General features: G+C 61.5%; 13 protein-coding genes. 11 read left to right on the top strand and 2 right to left on the bottom strand.

The window, feature by feature from the left end; translation table 11 throughout:
• Positions 1-25: 25 nt before the first annotated feature.
• The 8 genes from M8R19_RS04825 to M8R19_RS04860 all read left to right on the top strand — a co-directional run bounded on the left by M8R19_RS04825 (position 26) and on the right by M8R19_RS04860 (position 8020).
• A complete protein-coding gene (locus tag M8R19_RS04825) occupies positions 26-1384 on the top strand; it encodes an MFS transporter (protein WP_249917181.1) in 1359 nt (452 codons plus the stop codon).
• A 15-nt stretch (positions 1385-1399) separates the two neighbouring features.
• The gene (locus tag M8R19_RS04830; RefSeq protein WP_058070154.1) at positions 1400-2161 is read left to right on the top strand and encodes an SDR family NAD(P)-dependent oxidoreductase; all 762 of its coding nucleotides are present in this window, start codon (positions 1400-1402) and stop codon (positions 2159-2161) included.
• A gap of 49 nt (positions 2162-2210) precedes the next feature.
• The gene (locus M8R19_RS04835) at positions 2211-2960 is read left to right on the top strand and encodes an SDR family NAD(P)-dependent oxidoreductase (RefSeq protein WP_249917182.1); all 750 of its coding nucleotides are present in this window, start codon (positions 2211-2213) and stop codon (positions 2958-2960) included.
• A gap of 9 nt (positions 2961-2969) precedes the next feature.
• Positions 2970-3269, top strand: a complete 300-nt coding sequence (locus M8R19_RS04840) for a hypothetical protein (RefSeq protein WP_249917183.1) — start codon at positions 2970-2972, stop codon at positions 3267-3269.
• Positions 3266-4255, top strand: a complete 990-nt coding sequence (locus M8R19_RS04845) for a CobW family GTP-binding protein (RefSeq protein WP_116423740.1) — start codon at positions 3266-3268, stop codon at positions 4253-4255. Before M8R19_RS04840 ends, M8R19_RS04845 begins: the two co-directional genes overlap by 4 nt.
• On the top strand, positions 4252-5433 hold the full coding sequence (locus M8R19_RS04850; RefSeq protein ID WP_249917184.1) for an ABC transporter substrate-binding protein: 1182 nt from the start codon (positions 4252-4254) through the stop codon (positions 5431-5433). Before M8R19_RS04845 ends, M8R19_RS04850 begins: the two co-directional genes overlap by 4 nt.
• A gap of 364 nt (positions 5434-5797) precedes the next feature.
• Positions 5798-7408 carry an FMN-binding glutamate synthase family protein gene (locus M8R19_RS04855; RefSeq protein ID WP_249917185.1) on the top strand — a complete coding sequence of 537 codons (1611 nt, stop codon included), beginning with the start codon at positions 5798-5800 and terminating at the stop codon, positions 7406-7408.
• A gap of 372 nt (positions 7409-7780) precedes the next feature.
• Positions 7781-8020 (top strand): hypothetical protein, encoded by a 240-nt coding sequence (locus M8R19_RS04860; RefSeq protein ID WP_058489046.1) that lies wholly within the window; start codon positions 7781-7783, stop codon positions 8018-8020.
• A gap of 665 nt (positions 8021-8685) precedes the next feature.
• Here M8R19_RS04860 and M8R19_RS04865 read toward each other — a convergent pair.
• Together M8R19_RS04865 and M8R19_RS04870 are read right to left on the bottom strand one after the other, a co-directional pair.
• Complete coding sequence (locus tag M8R19_RS04865; protein ID WP_116423735.1) at positions 8686-9192, bottom strand: GNAT family N-acetyltransferase; 507 nt, start codon at positions 9190-9192, stop codon at positions 8686-8688.
• Between the two features lie 188 nt (positions 9193-9380).
• Positions 9381-9656 carry a TonB-dependent receptor domain-containing protein gene (locus M8R19_RS04870; RefSeq protein ID WP_349654708.1) on the bottom strand — a complete coding sequence of 92 codons (276 nt, stop codon included), beginning with the start codon at positions 9654-9656 and terminating at the stop codon, positions 9381-9383.
• Positions 9657-9826: 170 nt separating this feature from the next.
• Between M8R19_RS04870 and M8R19_RS04875 the strand changes: the two genes are divergently transcribed.
• From M8R19_RS04875 to M8R19_RS04885, 3 genes are all read left to right on the top strand, one after another.
• Complete coding sequence (locus M8R19_RS04875; RefSeq protein WP_009619027.1) at positions 9827-10069, top strand: HP1242/YdcH family protein; 243 nt, start codon at positions 9827-9829, stop codon at positions 10067-10069.
• A 764-nt stretch (positions 10070-10833) separates the two neighbouring features.
• Positions 10834-13530: an ATP-dependent DNA helicase gene (locus M8R19_RS04880; protein WP_249917186.1), complete on the top strand. Its 2697-nt coding sequence runs from the start codon at positions 10834-10836 to the stop codon at positions 13528-13530.
• 202 nt (positions 13531-13732) lie between these two features.
• Entirely contained in the window at positions 13733-15163 is a 1431-nt protein-coding gene (locus M8R19_RS04885) for an IS1182 family transposase (protein ID WP_249917187.1), read from the top strand.
• The last annotated feature ends 56 nt before the right edge of the window (positions 15164-15219 follow it).

Raw genomic sequence — 15219 nt, forward strand, 5'->3', positions numbered from 1 at the left:
CCCTCAACAACAAGAGAATGCCGACATGACCTCCACGCACGCCGCAACCACGACGCAAGTCACCGAGCCAGACGCCTGGAAACCCGTTCAGCTGGAATCCAGGGACGTCACCTATGCCACCTGGATCGCCTTCTTCGCCTGGGTTTTCGCCGTCTACGACTTCATCCTGTTCGGCACGCTGCTGCCGGTCATGGGTGGGCACTTCGACTGGAACGAAACCCAGCAGGCCGAGATCGCGACCTGGGTCGCCATCGGTGGCGCCGTCGTCGCCTTCGCCATCGGCCCGGTCGTCGATCGCATCGGGCGGCGCGGGGGCATCATGCTCACCATCGGCGGAACCGCACTGTGCTCCGCGTTGACGGCGGTGTGCGCCGGCCTGGGCAAGGCGCCCCTGGTCATGGTCCGCTCGGTGGCAGGGCTCGGCTACGCCGAGGAAGGCGTCAACGCGACCTACCTGACCGAGGTGTACGCCGCCTCTACCGATCCCCGCCTGGTCAAGCGCCGCGGCTTCATCTACAGCCTCGTGCAGAGCGGTTGGCCGGTGGGCGCGCTGATAGCCGCCGGCCTCACCGCCTTGCTGCTTCCGCATATCGGCTGGCAGGGCTGCTTCGTCTTCGCGGCGGTTCCCGCCTTCGTGATCGCCGTGCTGGCCCGCAAGCTCAAGGAAAGCCCCCAGTTCCAGGTCCATCAGCGCATCGTCCAGCTGCGCAAGGCCGGCCAGGACGCCGACGCCCGCGCCCTGGCCCGCGAGTACGACGTGGACTATGACGAGCACGCCAAGGCCGGCGTGGCCGCGGCCTTCCGCGGCGCCGCGCTGCGTCCCACCCTGGTGCTGAGCCTGGCGATCCTGCTGAACTGGTCCGCGATCCAGGTGTTCAGCGTGCTCGGCACTTCGGTGATCGTCAGCGTGCACAAGCTGTCGTTCGAGAACTCGCTGTGGATCCTCGTGCTTTCCAACCTGGTCGGCTTCATCGGCTACCTGTTCCATGGCTGGCTCGGTGACCGCATCGGCCGCCGCAACACCGTGGCCGTCGGCTGGATGTGCGGAGGCCTGGCCTTCTTCGCCATGCTCCAGGCGCCGAGCGAACTGGCGACCGTAGTCTCGCTGTACAGCCTGGGCCTGTTCTTCCTGACCGGCCCCTACTCGGCAATGCTGTTCTTCATGGGCGAGAGCTTCCCGACGAGCATCCGCGCCACGGGCGGCGCGATCGTCCATGCCATGGGGCCGATCGGCGCGATAGTCGCCGGCCTGGGCATCACCAGCGTGCTGGCCGGCGGCGGCCAGTGGCACGCCGCGGCGCTGTGGTTCGGCGCCCTGCCCTGCTTCCTCTCCGGGCTGGTGATGTTCGCCGCCCGTCACGTCGAACCCACCAGCGTCAAGTAACCAGGAGCTTCCGACATGTCTCGACCCGTCGCATTGATCACCGGCGCCGCCAGCGGAATCGGCCAGGCCCTGGCCGTGGCCTACGCCACGCACGGCGTGCGCGTCGCCGGTGGCTACTTCCCCGGCGATCCCCACGACCCCACCCGCACCCGCCACCTGGTGGAGGAAGCTGGAGGCGAATGCCTGATGCTGCCCACCGATGTCACGGACAGCGCCTCCCTGGATGCGCTCGCGGCTGCCGCCATGGAGCGTTTCGGACGACTCGACTACGCCGTGGCCAACGCCGGACTGCTGCGACGCGCGCCTCTGCTGGAGATGTCCGACGAGCGCTGGAACGAGATGCTCGACGTGGACCTGAGCGGCGTCATGCGGACCTTCCGCAGCGCGGTTCGGCACATGGACGAAGGCGGCGCCCTGGTGGCCATCTCCTCCATCGCCGGTGGCGTCTACGGCTGGCAGGAGCATGCCCACTATGCGGCGGCCAAGGCGGGCGTACCCGGCCTGTGCCGCTCGCTGGCCGTGGAGCTGGCGCCCAGGGGCATTCGCTGCAACGCGGTGATTCCCGGGCTGATCGAAACGCCGCAGTCGCTCGATGCGAAGAACTCCCTGGGCCCCGAGGGCCTGGCGAAGGCGGCCGCAGCCATTCCACTGGGCCGAGTGGGCCGTGCCAGCGAAGTCGCGGACCTCGTGCGTTACCTGACCAGCCCCCAGGCCAGCTACATCACCGGGCAGAGCATCATCATCGATGGTGGCCTGACCGTTCGCTGGCCCGATTGATATCGAACCGCCGCGCGGGATAGCCCGCGCGGCTTCCAGGGAGAGACACATGAAACATCTGCAGAATCGGCGTGCGGTGATCACCGGGGCAGCGAGCGGGATCGGTGCGGCCATCGCCCACGCCTATGCCGACGCCGGCGCGCGCCTGCTGCTATGCGACCGTGACGCCACGCGCTTGGCGACAGCGGTCGAAGAATGCCGCGCCCGTGGAGCACAAGTGCAGGCGTGCGTGGCCGACGTCGGCACCCGCGAGGGTGCGCAGGCCGGCGTCGATGCCTGCCTGGAGGCCTTCGGCGGCATCGACATTCTGGTGAACAATGCCGGCATGCTGACCCAGGCCCCCTGCGTCGAGCTGACCTACGAGATGTGGGAAGAAATGCTGCGCGTTGACCTGACCAGCGTCTTCGTCGCCAGCCAACGCGCCTTGCCGCACATGCTCGCCCAAGGCTGGGGACGCATCATCAACATCGCCTCGCAGTTGGGTATCAAGGGCGGCGCGGAACTGGCGCACTACGCCGCGGCCAAGGCCGGGGTGATCGGCTTCAGCAAATCCCTGGCGCTGGAGGTCAGCAAGCACAACGTCCTGGTCAATGCCATCGCGCCCGGCCCCATCGAAACGCCCCTGGTGGACGGGATCAGCCAGGCGTGGAAGACCGCCAAGGCCAAGGAGCTGCCCCTAGGGCGTTTCGGCAGGGCCGACGAAGTCGCCCCCATCGCCGTACTGCTGGCATCCGAGCCCGGCGGCAACCTCTTCGTCGGCCAGACCCTCGGCCCGAACGCCGGCGACGTGATGCCTTGAGGTGAAAAGATGTGCGGACTCTGTGGTCTTCTCGGGGAAGATGTGCACTGGAGCGACCCGCTGGGGGGCACCCTGCCCCGCCGGCGCGAGCGCCTGCGGCGGATTGCTGCGATCAATCAGGTGATCGCACCGTTCCGCCTGCGGGTCAGTGACGTCCAGGGCACCTCCTACCTCGTGCAAGGGCCGACCGGAAAACAGGCGCTCGCCAATGGCCTGGAGGAGCTCTGGCAGGTGGCCGAGGAGGTGCTTGGCAGCAAGCTCGACCCCCTCGACCCGCGCGTGCTCGACCACCTGGAGGCCCGCCCATGAGCCTGCCGATCAATGTCGTCACGGGGTTCCTCGGCAGCGGCAAGACCACCTTGCTCAAGCGTCTGCTGGCTGGCGAGGCACTCGGGGAGACGGCATTGCTGATCAATGAATTCGGCGAGGTCGGAATCGACGACCTGCTGGTCGAGGAAATAGCGCCCGGTACGCTGCTGCTGCCCGGCGGCTGCGTCTGCTGCTCGGTACGTGGCGACCTGAAGCAGGCGCTGCTCGACCTGCATGCAAAGCGCAGCCGTGGCGACATACCAGCCTTTCGCCGAGTGTTGCTGGAAACCACAGGACTGGCGGACCCCGGTCCGATCCTGAGCACCGTGCACCGGGACCCGCAGTTGCGTGGCCGCTTTCATCTCGGGTTGCTGGCCACCGTCGTCGATGCGCAGCACGCGCAAATGCAGGAGCGGCTTCATCCGGAATGGCTCGGGCAGGTCACCGCCGCCGACAGACTCCTGGTGAGCAAGAGCGAACTTGTCGCCCCGCAAGCGCTGGCGCAACTTCTGCGGCGTCTCGGGCAACTGAACCCCACGGCCTCGCTGGCACTGACCGATGCGGTAGCCAACGGAGACGAATTGCTCCTCGGCGAAGGGCTCAAGGGCGAGGCCGCGGATGCCGAAGTCGCCCGCTGGCAACTGTTCGCCCCGCTGGCGCAAACCCGCCATGGCAGCGCCAGTGTCTGTTGCCTGGAGTTCGAAGGCTCGCTCGACTGGATGGCTTTCGGAGTCTGGCTGTCCATGCTGCTAAGATGCCACGGCGAGCGGATTCTCCGAGTCAAAGGCATTCTCGACGTGATCGACTCCCCCCAGCCCATCGTCATCCATGGCGTGCAGCACTGCCTGTACGCGCCGGTCCACCTGGCGGACTGGCCAGCCGGCCCCCGCCGGTCACGCCTGGTGTTCATCGTCCGCGACCTCGATACCCAGCCACTGCGGCGGTCCTTCGAAGCCTTCCTGAAACGCCTGGGACGGGCGGCATGAGCAAGCCCGTCACCCTGCGCGTACTCGGCACCTCGGTCACGCTGCTGGAGCCGATTCGCCTGCGCGCCGAAGAAGAACTGGGCATCCGCCTGGAATACCGGATCCACGACACCCAGACGGCGCAGCGCATCGCCGTGATGCAACCGGAGAGCTACGACCTCTACGATCAATGGTTCCACAACATCGACTTCGTCTGGCCCGCGCGCGCGATCCAGCCCATCGAGACGCGTCGCGTCGCACTGTGGGAGGAAATCAACGACCTGCCCAAGCGTGGCCGGCTGCACCAGGAAGATCGCCTGGCGAGCGGCAGCCTGCCTTGTGACCGCCTGTTCGTCCAACGCGATGGAAGCCTGGCCAGCCGCCCCAGCGAACTGATCAGCATGCTGCCCCTGACGCATAACGCCGACAGCTTCGCCTATCGGCCAGAGCGGCTGCCCGCGAGCCTGGCCGGGCAGGAGGAAAGCTGGTCGTGGCTGCTCGACGAGGGATGGTGTGGGCACATCGCCTTGCAGAGCGATGCCGCCATCGGCGCGTTGGACGCGGCCATGGCGGTCCAGGCCAAGGGGCTGGCGCACTTCGAAAACATCGGCAATCTGCGCCTGGAAGAGATCGATCAACTGGCCGCCGTGCTCATCAGGCTGCAACGCCACGGGCACTTCGCCGCCTTCTGGTCGGACGACCACGAAGCCGGCGAACTCATGCTGGGCCCGGACGTCCACATCCAGAGCCTGTGGTCGCCGACACTGATGCAACTGCACCGGGCCGGCGTGAAATACCGCCTGGCGATCCCCAGGGAGGGCTACCGCGCCTGGTTCGGCGGCCTCTCCCTCTCTCGCTGCGTGGAAGGCCGGGTGAAGGATGCCGCATACGCCTATCTCAACTGGTGGCTTGCGGGCTGGCCTGGCGCGTTGATGGCAAGGCAGGGCTTCTACATTTCCAACCCGCCGCGTGCCCGTGACCACCTGTCTGCGGCGGAATGGGATTACTGGTACGAAGGCAAGCCCGCCACCGAACAGCTACCCGGCAGCGACGGAGCCCCGCTCATCGAACCCGGCGAGGTACGCGAAGGCGGCTCATATGCCCAGCGAATGGGGCATATCGGCGTGTGGAACTCCGTCATGGACGAACACAATTACCTGGTGCGCAAGTGGACGGACTTGCTTCGCGCAGGGCGTTGACACCCTCCCCCGCAACCATGCCCAGGCCCCGGGCCAGGCCGTGCAGGTCGCTTCGCAGACCCCTCGGCCGGGCTCATTGGCAGATGCAAGTTCCGTGGGCGGAGCCTTTTCCGCACCCACAATTGCATATTTGGAAGCAAGCTTTCTCAGCGACAGAAAATATCGTTAGCTTGCTTTCTTTTTTCCCCGCTTCGGGCTAAGTTCGGCCTCGCAAGCCTTCCACACCATAAGAATCCGCCCGCAACGCCCAGCCCTTTGACCTTCGCCCGAGCACAGCGGCGCAACGCCTGCCATGCTCAATGGCGGTCCGCTGCGCCATGCCGGCAGCCCACCCCCGTGATCAAGCCCGACGACTGGAGATTCCATGAACCTGTCGCTGCTAAGCCGTTACGCCTTCTTCGCCGCTTGTGTGCTCTTCACCCTGTTCAGCCTGCCCTTCCTCGGGCACGACTGGGTCTGGCCCTTCACCCTGGTGACCCTCGCCCTCAGCCTGCTGGGCGTGTTCGACCTGCTTCAGGCGCCCCACGCCGTAAGGCGCAACTACCCCATCCTCGGCAACATCCGCTACCTGGTCGAAGGCATCCGCCCGGAAATCCGCCAGTACCTGCTCGAAGGCGACCGCGAGGCCCTGCCCTTCTCCCGCGCCCAGCGCGGCCTGGTGTACGCCCGCGCCAAGCAGGAAACCGCCGACAAGCCCTTCGGCACCCTCATCGACGTCTACGAATCCGGCTTCGAATTCATCGCCCACTCCATCCGCCCGGCGCCGCTGGCCGACCCCAGCACCTTCCGCGTCATGGTCGGCGGGCCCGAGTGCAAGCAGCCCTACTCCATCTCGGTGTTCAACATCTCCGCCATGAGCTTCGGTGCCCTCAGCGCCAACGCCATCCGAGCGCTGAACAAGGGCGCGCGCATGGGCAACTTCATCCACGACACCGGCGAAGGCAGCATCAGCCCCTACCACCGCGAGTACGGCGGCGACCTGACCTGGGAACTGGGCAGCGGCTACTTCGGCTGCCGTGGCGACGACGGCCGCTTCGATGCCGAGCGCTTCGCCGCCCAGGCCGCCAGCCCGCAGGTGAAGATGATCGAAATCAAGCTCAGCCAGGGCGCCAAGCCCGGCCACGGCGGCATCCTGCCCAAGCACAAGGTCACCGCCGAGATCGCCGCCACCCGCGGCGTACCCATGGGCCAGGACTGCGTATCGCCCTCCAGCCACAGCGAATTCAGCACGCCCAGGGAACTGCTCGACTTCATCGTCCGCCTGCGCGAACTCTCCGGCGGCAAGCCGGTGGGCTTCAAGCTGTGCATCGGCCACCCCTGGGAATTCATGGGCATCGCCAAGGCCATGCACGAAACCGGCATCCTCCCCGACTTCATCGTGGTCGACGGCAAGGAAGGCGGCACCGGTGCCGCTCCGGTGGAATTCGTCGACCACATGGGCCTGCCGATGCGCGAAGGCCTGCTGTTCGTGCACAACACCCTGGTCGGCCTGAACCTGCGCGACAAGATCCGCGTCGGCGCCAGCGGCAAGGTGGTCAGCGCCTTCGACATCGCCAGCGTACTGGCCATGGGCGCCGACTGGGCCAACTCCGCCCGCGGCTTCATGTTCGCCATCGGCTGCATCCAGAGCCAGAGCTGCCACACCAACAAATGCCCCACCGGCGTAGCCACCCAGGACCCACTGCGCCAACGCGCCCTGGTGGTGCCGGACAAGGCCGAGCGCGTCTACAACTTCCACCGCAACACCCTGAAAGCCCTGGCCGAAATGCTCGCCGCCGCCGGCCTGCGCCACCCCTCGGAAGTGGAAGCCAAACACCTGGTGCGCCGAGTGTCGTCCAGCGAAATCCGCCTGTTCGCCCACCTGCACTACTTCCTCAAGCCGGGCGAACTGCTCAGCGGCAATATCGAAGGGGAGTTCTACGAGCGCATGTGGCGCATGGCGCGCAGTGACAGCTTTGAGGCCAATGGGGCCTGATCTTGAGGGGATCAGCAGAGCAAACAGGTCGGTGGCTGGTGACTATCGGCCAGGAGCGGACTGCCTATCCGAAAATGAAACTGTTCCTTTTTCTCGCCCCAGCCGCCTCCCTGTTCCGTCCGATTGACAGTCCCGCGGCAACTCCCTAACGTTGCCTCGCCGCCCAACCTGGGCGGTACGGGATTGGCGTCCCGTGCTCGGTAGGCGCAGGAGACTTTGTCCTGCGTCTAGCACGGCTGCACCCGCGTTATGGGAGGGCCGTGTGGGGCATCTTCGGATGCGCCGGTCCGAGTCCGGTACGCCAACCTGCACGGTCCGCCCACCCTGATTGGCGTCAGGGCGCGGAAAACCAGCCTACTCGGAGATTTTCCCATGCATATCGCATCCGCTGTTCTACCCCACCCTCTCAAGAACACCGCCCCGTCGGAGCTTTACGACGCTGCCCAATCCCGCCAATCGGCCCTGGTCAATCTGCTGCGCCTGCTGGCCGGCGCGCCGGACCTGGGTTCGCCCGCCGAGGATGTGCTGGACGGCGCCTTCTGCGCGCTGGAGTACCTGGCGGCCGATGCCGAGCGGTTGTATGCCGCCGCTGAGGAACGCGGCCGGGCGTAAGGGGCGTGACGTGAAGTGCTATCCGCCAGTAGTGGGTGGCGCTTCAATCCCGTAGGCGCAACTGTCGTGCTGACTGCGCCGAGGCGCTCTTCGTAGGATGGGTTGAGTTTGCGAAACCCATGCGGTCATGGCGATGGGTATCGCTTCGCTCAACCCATCCTACGAGGTCCAGTGTTTGCTGAAGCAGTCCTGTAGGAGCAACTGTCTTACAGCCCACGCCCGGATGCTCTTCGTAGGAGCGAGCTTGCTCGCGAACAGATTCCGCAGCGGGGCTGGTTCGCGAGCAAGCTCGCTCCTACGAGAAGCCGTGCCCGCCCGTATGGTAGGACCTTGTCCGCGATAGCCGGAGGTTCCGGCGCGATTCGCGGATGAGATCCGCTCCTACGCATTGAGCCTCTTGTAGGAGCGCGCCCTGCGCGCGAATCGCGAACGCGTACAAAAAGCCGCATTACTGCACCAGCTTGCGTATCGACCTCCCAAACCAGGAAGACCAGAAGCTGGACGGTGAACCGAATGCCTTCCATCGTTGAACAGCTACTTCAAGCTGGCTCTGCAGTTCCTGGAGTCGCAATGTGAAAGCAGGATCGTTTTCATCCGCACTGGAGACAAAGTCATCCAGCGCCTGAACCTTCGCTTAGCCGTGCATCGCCATCAGGGAGACACGACTACTCGATAGCCTCAAACGCCTCATGGTACTGAACAGTGCCGGTCGGCAGCTCACCAGCAAATACCTGCGCCTGGAAGTATTCCTGGGGCACTCCAGGCAATTCCAAACCCGGGTGGGCCTTGAAACCGAAACGGCCATAGTAGCCAGGGTCGCCCAGCACTACGCAGCCAATACCGCCGAGGCGTTGCAGCTCTGCCAGGGCCGCTTTCATCAAGGCCGAGCCAATGCCCTGGCCCTGACGATCCGGCCATACGGAGATCGGCCCGAGTCCGTACCAGCCACTTGTGCCAGACGAAATTCGAACCGGTGAGATGGCGACATGGGCGATGACCTTGCCGTCTTCTACCGCCACCAGGGAGACGGTGAGTTGCCCGCAGCGGCGCAGGGCGTTGACGATGAATTGTTCGGTATGGCTTGAGTGTGCTTCGTTTTCGAATGCCGCGGTGGTCAGCCGCGTGATGGTGTCGATGTCTTCGGGCTGTTCGTTGCGGATGGTCACGCTCATGGCGATTTGCTCTTCAGTCCCTTGGTCGATGCGGCAGATTTATTGTTTTGCGCCAACGGCAAGTGCAGATCAAGAACGCAGCACCACAGGAATCCGCTGGCGACGAAAACCGCATGTTACCGAGCCGCCACCTCGTGCGACAGCTGACCGCCGCGGCCCCTCCACACCTCGACCAATGAGGCCTGAACTCAGAAGTCGTACCGCACGTTCATCATCAGGTTGCGCGGCGGCCCGTAGTGGCCGTAGCTGCCGGAGAACCCCGCGTAGTACTTCTCGTCGAGCAGGTTGTTCAGGTTCAGCGTGGTCGAGAGGTGGTCGGTGAGCCGGTAGCGCGCCATCAGGTTGACCACGGTGTAGTCGTCCTGCCCCACGCAGCTGTTGTAGCGGCTGAAGTACAGCGAGTTGCTGGAGTTCCAGCTGGCGCCGCCGCCCAGGGTCAGGCGATTCCAGTCGCCGGTCAGTATGAGGGTGAGCTTTTCGGCGGTAGCGGTGGGCTGAAAATTGCCGTCAGGGGACGGTTGCTATCCGCCAGGAGCGGACAAGCCCTTTCGTGTGGCGCCTTCAGTGATCTACCTCAACACCGGCCAGGTTCGAATCCCGCAAAGTGCCTTTTTCACTCCCCTGGAGAACCCTCATGTTTCCCGAGTTCCGCGAAAAGATTTCTCGCCTCAAGACCGAGGATCCGCATTTTGCAAAGCTCTTCCATAGCCACAACGAGCTCGACCAGGAGATCAAGAACATGGAAGCGGGCATCACTCCCGCAACCCACGACACCATCGAGTCGCTGAAGAAGCAGAAGCTGCAGCTCAAGGACGATCTCTACGAAATTCTGCGCAAGAAAGATGGCTGCCAATGCGGACATGGCTGCGGCGGTTAACTAGCCCTGGGGCATAGATCCCGGCCTTCGATGCAAAGCCGTTGAATCAGGCCAACGACCACGAGCCCCGACTACCACAACAGTTCGCCGACAATGGAACCCCAGCTACTAGCTGGGGTTTCATCATTTCAGCCCCTACCCTGCCTACGGCACAACATCCGAGAGCACGTCACCATAGCCTCTGCCAGAACACCATTTCCGAGGACTACAACTGCACATCTTCAGGCTTGGCTTTCCAGTATCGGCCCCAGGAATTTTGGGAGCAGGGAACTGGCGCTCTCTGAGTGGCGGCTCACCCAGGCGTCATGCCGGAGCTAAAGAATCGCTGCGATTACTTCTCAAAAATACGAAAGGGCATCCATTGGGATGCCCTTTTTCATGCCTTTGGAGGTCGCTGGATTGATCCAGCCAAGGTCCCCTGCCTCGTCTTCTTCGGATACCAGGTCACCACGTAGTAGCCGAACCACAGTTTGAATCCACAGCCGTAAGCAGACTTTTTATGCGTATGAAATCGAACCCTTGAAACCACTATGGCAGAGCAGCCCAGTGCGTCCTATTGCTCGAGTTTTCGCAGGCTCCAAAACTGGGCTAGAGGCTTTCCGGCTCGTTGATTTCGACACTTTTTCGACACGTTGAGCGGCAGTTTTCGGCCAGAAGCGGACCGCCATACTAAATTGAATAGATCGCAACATGAGGTTGTGATTCTCTAGGGAGGCAGGGAGCTACCCAAACTGCCGACGTTCTAAGAAGGAACTAAAGAGCATATGGCTACGGTCACCAAGCAAATTCAGAGCGCTGACGAGGCGATTTGCCGAAATATCGAATCGCTCGCTGACCAGCGTGCACTGCTCTCGCAGAACGTGCTTGCTCAGCTCCGGAACCTAGTCGAGGGCGTAGCAGTTCGTCTCCATACAGGCTCGCCTGATGCCGAATTTGATTACGCCGCCGTTGATCCAGGGCTGGCTTTCGTTAAGAGCAATGGAAAGCTCAATTTCCTCGGCAGGTTTCACAAGCTGATCCAGCAAAGTGCTTCTCACTACACGCTGGACGGGGACGCATCCGAGCGGTTGATGCTCAAGTACTACGAGTACCTCTGCCGCATCCGTAGCTTGCTTCAAGACCGCTGTGGGTTGGCCGTGCTGAGAAACCTTGAGGACTTTCCGGTCGACCTCGATCCATCTCTTCGTGAGTACCATGAGAAGATTGCTACACGGATTGATCTGGCTCGGTTATCCCCGTCCGACAGCCCTCGAGATCGATACTACATCCATAAAACACGCCCGTTTTTCATCTTCGGCCGGATTTACTACGAGGCAACTCTCTATCGCGCTGTAAACAGGGTGAGCAAGTTCGACCGCATCATTGCCTTCACTGATATCGACATGACCGATAAGTACGCGGCCATGTTGATGCTCCGGCGGGATTCGATCGAGGTGCTCGGTCAAACAATGCCGATAACGATCATCAGTGAGTGGGAAGTTTCAATCCGCCCGTGTGAGTTTGACAATTTCGCGCGCCTTTTCGGCTTCGCTACTAAAGTGCGGGCGTCCTCGACGGAGTATCGTTACCTGATGGACAGGCTAACTGTTGGTTCAGGAAGCCTGCTGGATCTTCTTGATCTCTCCGATGAGAAGTACGCCGGGGTGCGAGCGGACGCTACAGCTGGCAATGCGCTGCCGCTGATCTTCCCTGTACTGGATACAGCGCGTCGCATAGTAAGGTCGTCGGCACCTAGCCACAACGTCGTTCGATATCTCATGCTGCGGATGCAGAATCAGATACTCAAGTCGCAGTACAACCGAGACAGCTGCCGCCTTCTTTCTGGATTGAGGCTTCCGTACGGCTGCATTCCATTTGACACCATGCCGTTTTGTACCTCGTTGTCCTCTCACAATCCTCGGTACTGGGATCTCGTCGAAAGTCTTGACACGACTGGAAGAGTCCACGAACTGCTCGCTCGACGCGTGAAGAACAACGTGGAACGTCATGGAAACCTTTACACGCCCGTGGCAGACCTTGAGGGCTTCGGAGATGTCGATGGATTAATCTCGACCTACAACACGAAGCTCTACTATAAGCATACGGAGCGCCAACTCCTGCTTAATAGGGGGCACGTTTTTGTCCGTGGGTACGAGAACGAAACTGTCTTCATCGTTGAGCAGCTTCAGGGATACGCCTCGACGAGGATCGAAGGCTTCACTCAGGCCGTCGAGCGCTGGCTCGATGTAACACCTCGTAGCATCGACGACCCGATAAAGAAGAACGCTCTCAAGCAGTTGTTCAGCCAGTCGCGCGTCGCACTGATTTATGGGGCAGCTGGCACTGGTAAATCAACGATGGTTGACCACATAGCTCACTATTTCAACGATAAGGAAAAGCTCTTCCTGGCGCATACAAATCCAGCGATCGACAACCTAAAACGCAAGGTGACCGCGCAAAACTCTGAGTTCCGGACAATCAGCAGTCAAATTGGCAAGAGGGCCTCCGCCACTGAATACGACCTTCTCGTAATAGACGAATGCAGCACCGTCAGTAATGCAGATCTTATCAAGGTACTGGAGAAAACTTCTTTCAGGTTGCTTGTGTTGGTCGGAGATGTCTACCAGATAGAGTCGATCCAGTTCGGCAACTGGTTCGAGATCATCAGGTCATTTATTCCAAGCACATCGGTGTTCGAGCTGACAACCCCCTTCAGAACCAAGAACGACTCACTGTTAGGCTTCTGGAACAAAGTCCGCGCTATTGAAGATGACCTCACCGAGGTCATGGCTCGCAATGGGTACTGCAGTGTGCTCGATAAGACGCTATTCGAGCCTCAGGGGCTGGACGAGATCATCCTGTGCCTGAACTACGATGGCCTCTACGGGATCAACAACATCAACCGATTTCTGCAGACCAGCAACCCTGGAGCAGCAACCACTTGGCGTGTCTCGACCTACAAGATTGGAGACCCAGTTCTCTTTCACGAGACCGAACGGTTCCGGCCAGTGATCTACAACAACCTCAAGGGGCGCATCGTTGGTATCGATAGTGTTCGTGGCCGAATCCAGTTCGACATAGAGCTTGATCGACCACTTAGCGAGTTCGACGTAGATAATGATGAACTTGAGTGGATAGAGGGCTCGACCGTGCGCTTCTCTGTCTACGACTCCAATGCTAGCGACGAGGACGACGATTCCCTGAACACCACCGTACCATTCCAAGTTGCTTATGCTGTGTCAATCCACAAGGCGCAGGGTCTTGAATACGATTCCGTCAAAATCGTCATCACCGACGCCAACGAAGACGACATTACTCACAGCATCTTTTACACAGCAATTACCCGAGCACGTGAGCGCCTGCGGATATTTTGGACCCCCGAAACACAGCAAAATGTTCTAGCGCGTATCAGCCTCAGCGCGAACACAAAGGATGTTGCTATTCTCGCTGCCCGTCGCGGCCTTACACCAGTACGCAAATGAGCTGCCAGAGCAACCACAAGAAGCCAAGGCTGATGCCAAATTCTTTGGAAAGAGTTCAGGTATGCCCGTAGGCTAAAGTCTTCAGTGTCTGCTGCCGGCGAGGAGCCATCGGTGGTCAATGTCTGCTTCTGGCCCAGGCTGTGTAAAAACGTAGCCAGCGCCCTTGCTATGCTGCCGGCGGGTTTCAGAGCGGGGGCGGTTCATGAAGCGTTTCATCCAGGGAGAACATCGAGGTCAAACCACGCTACTGCCCGAGAGTCTGGATGATTACGTCGCGGACACCAATCCGGTGCGAGTAGTCGATATGTTCGTCGATGAACTCGACCTCGGCCGACTCGGTTTTTATGGGGTCGTCCCCGCCGAAACCGGTCGGCCTGCATACCATCCTACCGTTCTGCTGAAGATCTACATCTACGGTTACCTCAACCGCATCCAGTCCAGTCGCCGCCTCGAACGCGAGGCACAACGCAACGTCGAGTTGATGTGGCTGACCGGACGTCTGATGCCGGACTTCAAGACCATCGCCAACTTCCGCAAGGACAACGGCAAAGCCATTCGTGGTGTCTGCCGGCAGTTCGTGGTGCTGTGCCAACAGCTCGGTTTGTTCTCCGAAGCGCTGGTGGCTATCGACGGGAGCAAGTTCAAGGCGGTCAACAATCGCGACCGCAACTTCACCAGTGCCAAGCTGCAACGGCGAATGGAGGAGATCGAATCCAGCATCAGCCGCTACCTCACTGCGCTGGACACTGCCGACCGGCAAGAGCCTGCTGTGGCGCGAGCCAAATCCGAGCGTTTGCACAGCAAGATTGCTGCCCTGAAAACCAAGATGCAGGAACTCCGGGATATCGAGGCTCAGTTGGAGGCCACCCCGGACAAACAGATTTCGCTTACTGATCCTGATGCACGTTCGATGATGACGCGCGGTACCGGCATGGTCGGTTACAACGTCCAGGCTGCGGTTGAGGCGAAGCATCACCTGATCGTGACGTACGAGGTCACCAACAATGGCATCGACCGCGATCAACTGAGTGCGATGGCCAAGCAAGCGCGGGTGGCAATGGGAACGCAATCGCTGTCGGTGGTTGCTGATCGTGGCTACTTCAAGAGCGAAGAAATCCTCGCCTGCCACGAGGCTGGCATCACCGCCTTCGTCCCCAAGGCCAAGACTTCAGGCGCTGCCGCAGCGGGTCGCTTTGGTCGTGATGATTTCATTTACGACGCAGTACAGAACGAGTACCGCTGCCCAGCCGGAGAACGCCTGATCTGGCGTTTTGCGACGGTTGAGAAAGGCCTGAAGCTGCACCGTTATTGGAGTTCGAATTGCCAGGGCTGTGCGTTGAAAGATCAGTGCACACCGGGCGCACAAAGGCGGGTGAGTCGCTGGGAGCATGAGTCGGTGCTCGATGCGATGCAGTCTCGCCTGGATCAGGTACCGGAGATGATGTGCATCCGTCGCCAGACGGTGGAGCATCCGTTCGGCACATTGAAGGCCTGGATGGGCGCCACCCATTTCCTAACCCGAACGCTCGACCGGGTAAGCACGGAAATGAGCCTGCATGTGCTCGCCTACAACTTCAAACGGGTGCTGAACCTGCTGGGCAATCGTGCGCTGATAGCGGCAATGAAGGCCTGAAATCCCATTGGCAGCCCTCCGAAAGCGTCGCACAGAATCGTGGAAGCAGCACTTGC

It is taken from the genome of Pseudomonas sp. R3.Fl, assembly GCF_023516765.1.
Classification (GTDB): Bacteria; Pseudomonadota; Gammaproteobacteria; order Pseudomonadales; family Pseudomonadaceae; genus Pseudomonas; species Pseudomonas citronellolis.

Bases quoted from the DNA above. Each gene is read 5' to 3' on its own strand.
- M8R19_RS04825 (WP_249917181.1), top strand. From the start codon at position 26: ATGACCTCCACGCACGCCGCAACCACGACGCAAGTCACCGAGCCAGAC.
- M8R19_RS04830 (WP_058070154.1), top strand. From the start codon at position 1,400: ATGTCTCGACCCGTCGCATTGATCACCGGCGCCGCCAGCGGAATCGGC.
- M8R19_RS04835 (WP_249917182.1), top strand. From the start codon at position 2,211: ATGAAACATCTGCAGAATCGGCGTGCGGTGATCACCGGGGCAGCGAGC.
- M8R19_RS04840 (WP_249917183.1), top strand. From the start codon at position 2,970: ATGTGCGGACTCTGTGGTCTTCTCGGGGAAGATGTGCACTGGAGCGAC.
- M8R19_RS04845 (WP_116423740.1), top strand. From the start codon at position 3,266: ATGAGCCTGCCGATCAATGTCGTCACGGGGTTCCTCGGCAGCGGCAAG.
- M8R19_RS04850 (WP_249917184.1), top strand. From the start codon at position 4,252: ATGAGCAAGCCCGTCACCCTGCGCGTACTCGGCACCTCGGTCACGCTG.
- M8R19_RS04855 (WP_249917185.1), top strand. From the start codon at position 5,798: ATGAACCTGTCGCTGCTAAGCCGTTACGCCTTCTTCGCCGCTTGTGTG.
- M8R19_RS04860 (WP_058489046.1), top strand. From the start codon at position 7,781: ATGCATATCGCATCCGCTGTTCTACCCCACCCTCTCAAGAACACCGCC.
- M8R19_RS04865 (WP_116423735.1), bottom strand. From the start codon at position 9,192: ATGAGCGTGACCATCCGCAACGAACAGCCCGAAGACATCGACACCATC.
- M8R19_RS04875 (WP_009619027.1), top strand. From the start codon at position 9,827: ATGTTTCCCGAGTTCCGCGAAAAGATTTCTCGCCTCAAGACCGAGGAT.
- M8R19_RS04880 (WP_249917186.1), top strand. From the start codon at position 10,834: ATGGCTACGGTCACCAAGCAAATTCAGAGCGCTGACGAGGCGATTTGC.
- M8R19_RS04885 (WP_249917187.1), top strand. From the start codon at position 13,733: ATGAAGCGTTTCATCCAGGGAGAACATCGAGGTCAAACCACGCTACTG.